General features: G+C 62.6%; 12 protein-coding genes. 5 read left to right on the top strand and 7 right to left on the bottom strand.

The annotated features are described in order from the left end of the window. Positions 1-20: 20 nt before the first annotated feature. From IGS58_RS07595 to alr, 3 genes are all read right to left on the bottom strand, one after another. The gene (locus tag IGS58_RS07595; protein ID WP_071653418.1) at positions 21-341 is read right to left on the bottom strand and encodes a PilZ domain-containing protein; all 321 of its coding nucleotides are present in this window, start codon (positions 339-341) and stop codon (positions 21-23) included. Between the two features lie 261 nt (positions 342-602). Then, positions 603-1,979 carry a DNA repair protein RadA gene (radA, locus tag IGS58_RS07590; protein WP_046683923.1) on the bottom strand — a complete coding sequence of 459 codons (1,377 nt, stop codon included), beginning with the start codon at positions 1,977-1,979 and terminating at the stop codon, positions 603-605. 69 nt (positions 1,980-2,048) lie between these two features. Further along, positions 2,049-3,146 (bottom strand): alanine racemase, encoded by a 1,098-nt coding sequence (gene alr / locus IGS58_RS07585; protein WP_230520998.1) that lies wholly within the window; start codon positions 3,144-3,146, stop codon positions 2,049-2,051. A gap of 257 nt (positions 3,147-3,403) precedes the next feature. On the opposite strand from alr, the gene lplT reads away from it, so the two are divergent. Further along, positions 3,404-4,666 carry a lysophospholipid transporter LplT gene (lplT, locus tag IGS58_RS07580; RefSeq protein WP_034779369.1) on the top strand — a complete coding sequence of 421 codons (1,263 nt, stop codon included), beginning with the start codon at positions 3,404-3,406 and terminating at the stop codon, positions 4,664-4,666. A gap of 75 nt (positions 4,667-4,741) precedes the next feature. Here the strand turns inward: lplT and IGS58_RS07575 are convergent, their stop codons facing one another. Genes IGS58_RS07575 through tsaB form a run of 4 tightly spaced genes read right to left on the bottom strand, consistent with a single transcriptional unit; the run spans position 4,742 to position 7,812 of the window. Next, the gene (locus IGS58_RS07575) at positions 4,742-5,677 is read right to left on the bottom strand and encodes a DUF1853 family protein (protein WP_230522207.1); all 936 of its coding nucleotides are present in this window, start codon (positions 5,675-5,677) and stop codon (positions 4,742-4,744) included. Further along, the gene (locus IGS58_RS07570) at positions 5,673-6,584 is read right to left on the bottom strand and encodes a uracil-DNA glycosylase (protein WP_230520997.1); all 912 of its coding nucleotides are present in this window, start codon (positions 6,582-6,584) and stop codon (positions 5,673-5,675) included. The genes IGS58_RS07575 and IGS58_RS07570 overlap by 5 nt, the downstream gene beginning before the upstream one ends. Then, entirely contained in the window at positions 6,581-7,090 is a 510-nt protein-coding gene (gene rimI / locus IGS58_RS07565; protein WP_070255497.1) for a ribosomal protein S18-alanine N-acetyltransferase, read from the bottom strand. Before rimI ends, IGS58_RS07570 begins: the two co-directional genes overlap by 4 nt. Continuing rightward, positions 7,087-7,812, bottom strand: a complete 726-nt coding sequence (gene tsaB, locus IGS58_RS07560; RefSeq protein WP_230520996.1) for a tRNA (adenosine(37)-N6)-threonylcarbamoyltransferase complex dimerization subunit type 1 TsaB — start codon at positions 7,810-7,812, stop codon at positions 7,087-7,089. Before tsaB ends, rimI begins: the two co-directional genes overlap by 4 nt. 224 nt (positions 7,813-8,036) lie before the next feature. Between tsaB and dapC the strand changes: the two genes are divergently transcribed. The 4 genes from dapC (at position 8,037) to IGS58_RS07540 (ending at position 12,270) form a co-directional block, all read left to right on the top strand. Next, entirely contained in the window at positions 8,037-9,269 is a 1,233-nt protein-coding gene (gene dapC / locus IGS58_RS07555; RefSeq protein ID WP_070255503.1) for a succinyldiaminopimelate transaminase, read from the top strand. A 13-nt stretch (positions 9,270-9,282) separates the two neighbouring features. Further along, on the top strand, positions 9,283-10,110 hold the full coding sequence (gene dapD, locus IGS58_RS07550) for a 2,3,4,5-tetrahydropyridine-2,6-dicarboxylate N-succinyltransferase (protein WP_034779378.1): 828 nt from the start codon (positions 9,283-9,285) through the stop codon (positions 10,108-10,110). A gap of 122 nt (positions 10,111-10,232) precedes the next feature. Beyond that, on the top strand, positions 10,233-11,780 hold the full coding sequence (locus IGS58_RS07545; protein ID WP_230520995.1) for an FAD-dependent oxidoreductase: 1,548 nt from the start codon (positions 10,233-10,235) through the stop codon (positions 11,778-11,780). A gap of 133 nt (positions 11,781-11,913) precedes the next feature. Further along, on the top strand, positions 11,914-12,270 hold the full coding sequence (locus IGS58_RS07540; RefSeq protein ID WP_070282205.1) for an ArsC family reductase: 357 nt from the start codon (positions 11,914-11,916) through the stop codon (positions 12,268-12,270). Positions 12,271-12,312 lie beyond the last annotated feature (42 nt).

Below are 12,312 nucleotides of genomic sequence, written 5' to 3'. Positions count from 1 at the left end.
CAGCACTCTCCCGGCTTGCCTCAGCGCATGAATTTCGAGATGGCGCTGCTGACGGCCATGTCCAGCTGCAGGAAAGTGAGTCCCACCTTGAAACCTGCGCTGCTGAAAATGCAGTGCGAGACGGACACGCGCGCCTCGATGATGTGCGCCGCGCCGTCGTAAAACAATTCGAACAGCACCTTGCCCTTCTTGCCTGTCGGCACCGGTTCCGCGATGACGGCCGCCATGCCGCCCGGCCCCACATCGAGGGTGCGCGCCGCCACGGGGCCCGCGCCATCCATTACCAACATCGCCTTGGCACGCAATATCTTGCGTGCGCCCTGCCTTTGCTCAACTGACACTGTATTCCGCTTCTCTATCAATTCATTGTCGATGCGGATTCATGGGGAGAATCCATCGGACAAATATTATAGTTCTAAACGGAAATTCTGTTTGACTTGTCTCAAGCTTGGCATTTAAACCATACCAAGCCAAACCTTTAAACACCTAACATAACCGTAGCGAGCGGAAGTGAGTTGTAGCCGAGAAGCGCAGCTGTGCGAATGCACAGTGAGCACCGCAGGCTGCAAATCGCGACGCGCAGTAGGTTAGGTTCGGTGTTTTTACTCCAGGTCGCGCAACTTGTTGAACGCTTCATCGATACGCTCGACGCCGATGACCTTGAGGCCTTCGATGACTTGCTTGGGCAAGTTCGACTTGGGCACGACGGCCAGGGTAAAGCCAAGCTTGGCCGCTTCGCGCAAGCGCTCCTGGCCCCGTGGCGCGGGGCGGATCTCACCGGCCAGCCCCACCTCGCCAAACACCACGAGTCCCCGCGGCAAGGGCTTGTTGCGCATCGACGAGTTAATCGCCAGCAACACGGCCAGGTCGGCCGCCGGTTCCGTAATTTTGACACCGCCAACGGCGTTGATGAACACATCCTGGTCGAAGGCGGCGATGCCCGCATGGCGGTGCGCCACGGCCAGCAGCATGGCCAGGCGGTTTTGCTCCAGGCCGACGGACAGGCGGCGCGCGTTGGGCAAGTGGCTCGTGTCGACGAGGGCCTGGATTTCCACCAGCAGCGGACGCGTGCCCTCCTGCGTCACCATCACACAGGAACCGGGCACCTGATTGTCATGCTGCGACAGGAACAGGGCGGATGGGTTTGACACACCCTTCAAGCCCTTTTCCGTCATGGCGAACACGCCCAGCTCATTGACGGCGCCGAAACGGTTCTTGATGGCGCGCACCAGGCGGAAGCTGGAGTGCGCGTCGCCCTCGAAATACAGCACCGTGTCGACAATATGCTCGAGCACGCGAGGACCGGCCAGCGCGCCCTCTTTCGTCACGTGGCCCACCAAAATGATGGTCACGCCCGTCTGCTTGGCCGCGCGCGTCAGCTGGGCCGCGCATTCGCGCACTTGCGCCACGGAACCGGGCGCCGAGCTGAGCGCGTCAGAGTACACGGTCTGGATCGAATCGATGACCACCACTTCCGGCTTCAGGTCGTTCAAGGTGGACAGGATCTTTTCCAGTTGGATCTCGGCCTGCAATTTGAGTTCCTTGGCGTCGATGACGAGGCGCTTGGCGCGCAGGGCGATCTGCGCGCCCGATTCCTCGCCGCTGACGTACAGCACGCGCTTGTGATGCGACATGTTGGCCAGCGCCTGCAGCAGCAGGGTCGACTTGCCGATGCCGGGGTCGCCGCCGATCAGCACGACGCCGCCCGCCACCATGCCGCCGCCCAGCACGCGGTCGAATTCCTCGATGCCCGTGCCGAAGCGGGGCACGTCGATGGCGTCGATATCATCGAGCGACAGCACGGGCGCCGTCTGCGCCAGCGACATGTGCTGCGGATTCGAATAGCGGTTGTTGCCGCCCGTCTCGGGCAGGGTTTCCACCATGGTATTCCACTGGTTGCACGAGGTGCATTGCCCCATCCATTTGTTGCTGATGGCGCCGCAATCGCTGCAGGTGTAGATGGTCTTGACTTTTGCCATGGTGTACTTTGCCCGGGTAAGGTGAAACTGCTGTCTATATATACAGTATATACAAACAGCGGGCCGCCGTCACTGTGTCGCTTCGACCAGAGGCACACGCGGTGCCAGTGCGCACATCAGCTCGTAGCCGATGGTGCCGGCGGCCAGGGCCACCTCGTCGATCGGCATGCCCTGGCCCCACAAGGTCACGCTGCTGCCAACCCGTGCGCCCGGCACGTGCGTCAGATCCACCATCAGCATGTCCATCGATACCCGGCCGATGAGCCCCGTGCGCACGCCGTCGACCAGCACGGGCGTGCCTTCGGGCGCATGGCGCGGGTAGCCATCCGCATAGCCGCAGGCCACCACGCCCACCTTGATATTGCCTACCGCTTCGTAGCGGCTGCCATAGCCCACCACTTCGCCGGCGGCGATATCCTGGATGCCGATAATGCGACTGCGCAAGGTCATGGTGGGCAGCAAGCCGAATGCTTGCGCCGATGTGCCGCCGGGAGCGCCGCTAGGCGTGCCGCCGTACAGCATGATGCCGGGGCGCACCCAATCGCTGTCCAGGTGGTGCAGCAGCACGCCGGCCGAATTGCACAGGCTACGCGGCAGCGGCGTGCCTATGCTGGCCGCGCCCGCTTCAAAACGCAGCATCTGCTGGGCCAAAGGCAAGCGCGTGGGCGCCGCCTCGTCCGCATTGGCGAAGTGCGTCATCAAGGTGATCGTACCGATATGCGGGATGGCGCGCAGGCGCGCATACGCGGCAGCCACGGCCTGCGGTGTGAAACCCAGGCGGTTCATGCCCGTATTCATTTTCAAGTGCACATCAATACTGTGCGGCAAGTGCGCCGCTGCCAGCATGGCGATCTGTTCTTCGCAATGCACGCTGCCGTTCAATCCATATTGCGCCATGACCGGCAAATCGCTGGCATCAAAAAACCCTTCCAGCAGCAAGATGGGCTTGGTCCACCCCAGTTCGCGCAAGCGCACGGCATAATCGACCTCGACCAGCGCGAGGCCGTCAGCGTCAGAAAAGCCCCGCATGGCCCGTTCCAGGCCGTGGCCGTAGGCGTTCGCCTTGACGACGGCCCACACCTTGGCGCCGCGGGCGCCGGCACGGGCGCGCGCCAGATTGTGTTGCATGGCATCGAGATGGATGGTGGCGATAAGGGGCCTGGGCATATGCGTCGTTCACGGCGGGTGGGAAAGCCGTATTTTACCGGATGGGCTGGATGCGGGTCGGCAAGCCGGCAAGGGAATGCCTGCGATGGTCGCCCAGGACAGCATGTACAAAATGCTCACATGTATGTGTATTTTTCTACGGCAGAAAAATTAAGCTTCGCTTAGACAAGACTATGCAAAGCAGCCCCTTCCAAACTTGGGGTTTGCCGTTTTTTCGTGGTATAAAGCAAGCCAGATATGATTTCAGGCATTCCAGAATGAATCGTGGTTTTTATACCATCATGGCGGCGCAGTTCTTTTCCTCGCTGGCAGATAACGCCCTCTTTTTTGTCGCCGTCGATTTATTGGTGTCCATGAAATCACCGGCGTGGATCACGCCGCTGCTCAAACTGTCATTCGTCCTGTTTTACGTGCTGTTGGCCGCTTTTGTCGGCGCCTTCGCGGATGCTCTGCCGAAAGGCAAGGTCATGTTCATCGCCAACATGGTCAAGATCTTCGGCTGCGCCCTCGTCTTCTTCCACGTACACCCGCTGCTGGCCTACGCCGTCGTCGGTTTTGGCGCGGCCGTGTACTCGCCCGCCAAGTACGGCATCCTGACGGAACTGCTGCCGCCGGAAAAGCTGGTGGCGGCGAATGGCTGGATCGAAGGCTTGACCGTCACCTCCATCATCCTCGGCACCGTCATGGGCGGCGCGCTCGTCAGCGGCCACGTGTCCGACATGCTGCTGTCCTTCGACTTCCCCCTGATCGACACGGGCATCACCAACAAGACGGAAGCGGCCCTGTGCGTGGTGGTCGGCATTTATGTGCTGGCGACCCTGGCCAACCTGAAGATTCCCGACACGGGCTGCGTGTATCCGCACCAGGAACGCAATCCTATCAAACTCATTACCGATTTTGCCAATTGCTATTCCATCCTGTGGAAAGACAAGCTGGGCCAGATCACCCTGGCCGTGACGACCCTGTTCTGGGGCGCCGGCGCCACCTTGCAACTGATCGTGCTGGAATGGGCCAAGCAATCCTTGAACATGCCATTCGACAAGGCGACCAGCCTGGTGGGCGTGGTCGCCATCGGCGTGGCCGCCGGCGCCGTGCTGTCGGCACGTTTCATTCCACTGCGCAAATCGCTGACCGTCATTCCGCTGGGCATCGCCATGGGCGTGATCGTCATGATGATGACGCAAGTGCACTCCGTGTGGATCGCTTACCCGCTGCTGATACTGATAGGCGCCCTGTCCGGCTTCTTCGTCGTGCCCATGAACGCCCTGCTACAACACCGCGGCCACGTGCTGATGAGCGCCGGCCATTCCATCGCCGTGCAGAACTTCAATGAAAACCTGTCGATTCTGACCATGCTGGCCGTGTACTCGATCATGATCCGCCTGCACCTGCCGCTGAACATCATCATCACCCTGTTCGGCCTGTTCGTCGCCGGCACCATGTACATGATCATGCGCAAGCACAAGCTGAACCAGGCAGAGCATGACAATCTGTCCTTGATTGGCGAGCAGAAACATTAAGCAATGTGACGTCGGATTACGCGCTACGCGCTAATCCGACCTACATGACTTCGGCAATAGGCTCACGGTACATGGTTACGCAGGTAGCGTGCCTGTCAACCGCCGCGCGGCAGCCTGCTCCGTCCAGTCATGCGGCACGACAAAACCGCGCGTGCACTCCACTTCCCAGCCTTCGATAGTATCCACCGTTGCCACCATTACGGGTTGCGCCAGATCAAACAACTGTGCGCGCAAGGCATCCACGTCCAGCACTTCCACGTCGCGCCCCTTGAATGGCGCCAGCCATTGCAGGCGCGGCAGCACGACATAGCGCCGCGCCGGCAATTGCGCCGGCGTGCACCAGAAGCCGTGCCCATGTTCCCGGGAAATGCCGTCCATGGCGGGCGTGGCGTCCGATGGATAGAACAGCCAGCCCTTGACCAGTGCCTGCGCCGCGCGCACAGGTTGCGCCAGCAGGCTTTGCGCGGCCCGATGACGGGACAAGGCCAATTGCTTGTCGAGAATCTTGCGCATCTTCAATCCCAGGGTATCGGCCAGGTTCGGGCCGATCAAGTGGTTGAAGACGCCGGGATCGGGCGCGCCTTCCAGCAGGTAGAACTTGGTGGCGAATTCCCAGTGCAGCAAGTCGTTACCATCACGCAGCAAAAAATCGAACTCGCCCACCGTGTCGTTGCGGTTGACCTGCACTTGCAAGCCATGCGCTTGCAATACTCCATGCTGCTCAAAATAAAAGGCCAGCAGCTTTTCAGCATACAGGCCCAGGCGGGAATAGAATTTCGGCCCCAGCGCCGCATCGAGCGGCGACGGATCATCCTGCAGCGCCCCCAGCCAGGCCGCCACAGTTGGCGTGACGGGCGCGAGGCTGGCGATGCGCCCGCCCCAGTGGGGACTGGCCGGGTCCAGCAAGTCGGGCGAGTCCAGCAGCCAGGCCAGCGCACGCACGCGGGGGTGCGTCAGATGCCCCCAGCGCTGCTCGAAACGGGCCTGGAAGGTGACGACGGCCGCATCAATCACCGTGCGAATCGCCGTGCGTGCTTTTCGCCAGGCACAGGTCGGCCCAGGCGCGCGCCTTGGCCTTGCCCGTCTCGTCCTGCAGCAACATTTCCGGATGGAAGGTAGCCACGACCGAGGCATTGCCCAATTGGCGCACCGTGCCACGCACGGGTTTTTCGCCCGGATTGATGCCGGCGGCGGCCATCGACCCCAGTGTCACGATGGTGCGCGGCTGCAGCAGGGCCAGTTCGCGGTCAAAGTACGGGCGGCAGGCGGCGGACTCGGATTCAGTCGGCAAGCGCTCCTGGCCCGCCTCGTCGAGCGGACGGCATTTCAGCAAGTGCGTGATGTACACGTCGCTGCCCGCATCGACAGCTATGGCTTTCAGCATATTGTCGAGCAACTTGCCCTGCTCGCCCGGCAAGGCGCGCCCTTCGCGTTCTTCCGCGCGCGAGGGACTGCTGGCCAGCATCAGCCAAGCGCCCTGGCGGTCGCCACGGCCCATGACGACGCCCTTGCGCGTTTTGCACAAGTCGCAGCGCGCGCACTTGGCGACGGCGGCCGTCAAGCCTTCCCAGTCGAGGGCGGCGATATCCGTATCGCTCAGCTGTTTGGCAGGCGGTGGTGGCGGCGCATCGTCGAACCAGGCCGTGTCGTCCGGCTCGGCGGCGGGAACCGGTGTAGCGGCAACGGCGACGGGTACGTCAGCCTTCACCTCGGCGACCACTTCGGCGACGACAGCAGCGGCCACCTCGGCAACCACCTCAGTCACGGATTGAGCGACTTCGGCCATGGGGGCCGCCACGGCGACTTCCATCTCCACGGGAGCTTCGACGACATCAACGGCTTCGGGTGCGGCGCCCTGGCGCAAGCGCCACAGGGGACCGACGCCCATTTCATCGAGGAAAACGGCGCTGCGGTTCATAAGGTATAACGCATCACGATGGCGTCCTCACGTTGCGAGTTGCTGGCCGGATAGTATCCCTTGCGCCGGCCGATCTGTTCAAATCCATAGCGCTGGTAAATATCGAGCGCGCGCACGTTCGACGGGCGCACTTCCAGCAGCATCGATTCCATGCCCAGCTGGCGGGCGCAGGCGCAGGACTGGTTCAACAGGAAGCGGCCCAGCCCTTGGCCCTGGATGGCGCCCTCGACGGCCACGTTGAGCAAGTGCGCTTCATCGACAACCAGCATCAGCAAAAAGTAGCCGAGCAGGGTGCCGTCCACGTCACGCAGCACCCAGGCAGGGTAGCCGCTCTTGAGGGAATCGACGAAATTGCCATGCGTCCAGGGATGCGGATACACGCGCTGCTCCAGCGCCAGCACCTCAAGCAGGTCCGCTTCGACCATGGGCTGATAGTCGAGGCGCAGCAAGTCCCAGCCTGCCGCGCTGCCATCCTGCGTCACTGCGTCCTTGCCCGCCTCCATCATTGTGCCGGATCCGCGGCGGCCTTGGCCTGTTGCATCTCGTGCCGTTCCGCGCTCGTGTAAGCGATCTTGTTGCGCAAGTACAAAGGCTGCGCCTCGGCCGCCGTCACGAAATGTCCGGCGGCAAAGGCGATGCGCGCCAGTTGCGCCACTTGCACGGCATGCGGCATGATGGCCGCGTCAGCAGTCGCAGCGCATGGCAGCGCGGCCAGTGCTTCGGCATAGGCACTAAAGCCGTTGCCACAGCCGGCAACATCGCCTTGCGGCGCCACGCCGGCGGGCGCGCTCAGTGCCGGTGGCGAAACGAGCCGCAAGCCATCCTGGCAATCATATTGCGCCCAGTACACTTCGCCCATGCGGGCGTCAAGCACGGTCACGATGCGTTGCGCGCCATGCTGCTGGTGGCATGCCAGCGCCATGGCGTCGAGCGTGACAACGGGCACGACGGGCAGGCTGGCGCCATAGGCCAGGCCTTGCGCGATGCCGCAGGCCGTGCGCACGCCCGTAAACGAGCCGGGACCGGAGCCATAGGCGATGGCATCGACGTCGGCCAGGGTCACGCCCGCTTCAGCCAGCAATTCCTGCACCATCGGCAAGATGGACTGGGAATGGGTGCGCACGCCCGACGACGCGCGGGACAGGACGACATCGCCGCGCAGCAAGGCGCAGGAGGCGAGTTCGGACGAAGTTTCAATAGCAAGCAGGGTGGGAAGTAAGGTAGACATAGCGTATTTTACCTTGCCGCGCCATGGCGCGGCACTCCCCGCTGCGGCATGCCGTGGCAAGCCGGGCAACGATCAGGCCGGCGCGGCCCGATGCGGCTTGCACAGCGGGCCCGCGAGGACGGCTATAATGAAAGACGCAGCTTATTATTTGACCGGCATCAAGTCTGCCGCGCCAGTTAGTCGCTTAGCAACATCGTCTTTCCACTCTTGCCCTGGTCCGTTCCGTGAATCCACTTCTTGCTAAACTGCAACCATATCCATTTGAAAAGCTGCGCCAGCTGTTTGCCGGCGTGACGGTCAACCCCGAGTATGCGCCCATCAGCCTGGGCATGGGCGAACCCAAGCACCCGACGCCGGCGTTCATCGAACAGGCATTGACCGACAATATCCATGGCCTGGCCAGCTATCCGACCACCATCGGCTCGGAAGCCTTGCGCACGGCCATCGCTGGTTGGCTGGAACGCCGCTACGGCATCCCCAAGCTCAATCCTGCCACGCAAATCCTGCCCGTGAACGGTTCGCGCGAAGCGCTGTTTGCGCTGGCGCAAACGGTGATCGACCCGTCGGCCGGCTCGCTCGTGATCAGCCCGAATCCGTTTTACCAGATCTATGAAGGCGCGGCCTACCTGGCCGGCGCCGAACCGTATTTCGTCAATTCCGACCCGGCGCGCAATTTCGGCTGCGACTACGACAGCGTGCCGGCCAGCGTGTGGGAAAAGGTCAAACTGCTGTTCCTGTGTTCGCCCGGCAACCCGACGGGCGCCGTCTTGACCCTGACGGACTGGGAACACCTGTTCGCCCTGTCCGAGCGCTACGACTTCGTCATCGCCGCCGACGAGTGCTATTCCGAGATCTACCACGGCGACACGCCCCCGCTGGGCGCGCTGCAGGCGGCGCACATGCTGGGCCTGTCCACCATCGAGCGCCCGTATGCGCGCCTGGTGGTGTTTTCCAGCCTGTCGAAGCGTTCGAACGTGCCGGGCATGCGCTCGGGCTTTGTCGCCGGCGATGCCGAAGTATTGAAAAAATTCCTGCTCTACCGAACCTACCACGGCGGCGCCATGAGCCCTGCCGTGCAGGCGGCCTCCGTCGCGGCCTGGAACGACGAAACCCATGTCGAGGAAAATCGCGCCAAGTACCGCGCCAAGTTCGACGCCATCACGCCGCTGCTGCAATCGGTGATGGACGTGCAATTGCCGGACGCCGGCTTCTACCTGTGGGCCGACGTCAGCCGCACGGGACTGTCCGACACGCAATTCGCGCAACGCCTGTACGCCGAATATAATGTCACGGTATTGCCTGGCAGCTACCTGGCGCGCGACGCGCACGGCATCAATCCGGGCCGCAACCGCATCCGCATGGCCCTCGTGGCCGAAACGGCCGAAGGGCTGGAAGCAGCGTTGCGCATAGTAAAATTCTGCCAGCAGCTTTCCGCATCCGCATCAACCCCTACATAAACAAGACATCATCATGAGCCAACAACTGCAAAACATCATCGACCAGGCCTGGGAAAACCGCGCCGAGATCAATCCGGGCAACGGCACGGCCGAACTGCGCGACGCCGTCTCCCACGTCATCAATGGCCTGGACAACGGCAGCATCCGCGTGGCGGAAAAAACCTCGGGCGACTGGGTCGTCAACCAGTGGGTCAAGAAAGCCGTGCTGCTGTCGTTCCGCCTGGAAGACAACGTCGTCCTGCCATCGGACGGCACGATGCAGTTCTACGACAAGGTCCCGACCAAGTTCGCCAACTACACGAAGGAAGACTTCGTCAAGGGCGGTTTCCGCGTGGTGCCGCCCGCCGTCGCCCGCCGCGGCAGCTTCATCGCCAAGAACGTCGTGCTGATGCCGTCCTACGTCAACATCGGCGCCTACGTCGATGAAGGCGCCATGGTCGACACCTGGGCCACCGTCGGTTCCTGCGCGCAGATCGGCAAGAACGTCCACCTGTCCGGCGGCGTCGGCATCGGCGGCGTGCTGGAACCGATGCAAGCGAACCCGACCATCATCGAAGACAACTGCTTCATCGGCGCCCGCTCGGAAATCGTCGAAGGCGTGATCGTCGAAGAAAACTCGGTCATCTCGATGGGCGTCTACATCGGCCAGTCGACCAAGATCTACGACCGCGCCACGGGCGAAGTGACGTACGGCCGCGTGCCAGCCGGTTCCGTCGTGGTCTCGGGCAACCTGCCTTCGGAAGACGGCAAGTACTCGCTGTACTGCGCCGTGATCGTCAAGCGCGTGGATGCGAAGACGCGCGCGAAAACCGGCATCAACGAACTCTTGCGCGGTATTTAATTACTGCGCCGTAAGGCGCACGTAGCACCGTGAATGTCCCGCTTCGGCGGGACATTTTCATTTCCGGACAGCAACTTCAATCGTCGCGCAGCCATGCCCCATCCTGTCCTATACTGGATGGCATGAATACTCCTCCCGTCTTGATCGTCGGCGCCGGTCCTACCGGCCTCATGCTTGCCTTGCACCTGGCGCGCCATGGCGTCGATTGCCGCATCATCGACAGGAATAGCGGTCCGGGCCAGGCGTCGCGGGCCATGGCCGTGCATGCGCGCACCCTGGAGTTTTACCAGCAGCTGGGCTTTGCCGACGAGCTGGTGCACCTGGGCATCAAGATCAATGCCGTGCACATCCACGAAGGCGGCGAGGAGCTGGTGAAACTGGCGCTGGGCGAGATCGGCGAAGGGCTGAGTCCCTATCCTTTCGTGCTGAGCCTGCCCCAGGACGAGCATGAACGTTTTCTTATCAGCAAGCTGGCGGCGGCCGGCGTGCACGTGGAATGGAACGTGGCGCTGGACCTGTGGACGCAGGACGATAGCGAAGTGCAAGCCATCCTGCTCAACAATGGCGAACGCCAATATTGCACGTTTAACTATATTTGCGGCTGCGACGGCGCCCGCAGCAAGGTGCGCGAGATCGCCGGCTTTGCGTTTTCCGGCGGTACCTACGACCACCTGTATTACGTGGCCGACGCGCAAGTGGCCGGCAAGAATACGGACTTGCACGCCCACCTGGGCGCGAACGCGTTTGCGCTGATGCTGCCCGTGCGCACCAGCGGCATGCAGCGCCTGATCGGCATCCTGCCCGACCGCCCCGATGGCGCGCCGGCGCCCGTCTTCGACGACGTGCGGGAGCAGGTGCAAGCCTTGCTGGGCATCGAGGTCGAACGCGTGAACTGGTTTTCCACGTACAAGGTGCACCACCGGGTGGCGGCGCAGTTTCGCGAGCGGCGCTGCTTCATCCTCGGCGACGCGGCCCACCTGCACAGCCCCGTGGGCGGCCAGGGCATGAATACGGGCCTGGGCGACGCCGTCAACCTGGCCTGGAAACTGGCGCAAAAGCTGCGGGGACAAAGCAACGACGCCCTGCTCGACACCTATGAAAGCGAGCGCATCGTGTTTGCCCGCAAGCTCGTCGCCACCACCGACCGGGCCTTCCAGGCCATCGTCGCGCAAGGCATGGCCGGGCAATTCCTGCGCCGCTGGCTGGTGCCGCACGCGCTGCCCTTCCTCTCCGGCTTCGCGCGCGCGCGCCGGCTGCTGTTCCGGACCGTGTCGCAAATCCAGATCAGCTATGAAGACAGCGCCCTTTCCGCGGGCCATGCGGAATACCTGCGCGGCGGCGACCGCCTGCCGTGGTTCTCGGACGGCACGCAAGACAATTTCACAGCCTTGCGCAGCATGGATTGGCAATTGCACATCTATGGTGAAGCAGCGCCCGAACTGCTCGACGAAGCGCGCGTGCTGAAACTGCCCGTGCATTGCTATACCTATAACGTGGCCGCCAAACTGGCCGGCCTGGGCCGCGACGCGGCCTATCTCGTGCGCCCCGACGGCCACATCGCGCTGGCCCTGCACCTGCAGGAAAGCGGCGCCCTGCGCGCCCTGGCCTTGCGACTTGGCCTGCATTTCGGTCCGGCCGAATCGGGCAAGGCGGCGCCACGGCCTGTGTAGGGCGAATCACTGGGACGTGTTGCACTGCCGCATCGACTGCGCATCGACTGTATAATGGCGGCTACCATCGTATTTTTCCCTGGCGCAAGCGCCACGGTCAAGCGAACCGCATTCATTCCCCTTAGCCCTACCCATGACGACCATTACACTCTACGGTATCCCCAACTGCGATACCGTCAAAAAGGCCCGCACCTGGCTGGCCGCACAACAACTCGATTTCACCTTCCACGACTTCAAGAAGCAGGGCCTGGAACGCGCCACCGTCGAGGCGTGGCTGCAGCAATTGCCGTGGGATGTGCTGGTCAACAAGAAAGGCACGACCTGGCGCGCCCTGTCCGACGAACGCAAGGCGTCCACCGTCGATGCGGCAAGTGCCCTGGACCTGATGCTGGAAAACCCGTCCATCATCAAGCGCCCCGTGCTGGACAAGGATGGCCAGTTCAGCGTGGCGTTTTCCGATGCGCAGTACAAGACCCTTTTCTCGCTGTAACCAACTTAGTTGACCACCGGAACGATGTTGCCGGCACGACCT

The organism is Janthinobacterium sp. EB271-G4-7A (genome assembly GCF_020858075.1).
Taxonomy (GTDB): domain Bacteria; phylum Pseudomonadota; class Gammaproteobacteria; order Burkholderiales; family Burkholderiaceae_D; genus Janthinobacterium; species Janthinobacterium lividum.
Note: the sequence above shows the minus strand (reverse complement) of the source record. Positions and strands in the feature narration are given on the sequence as shown.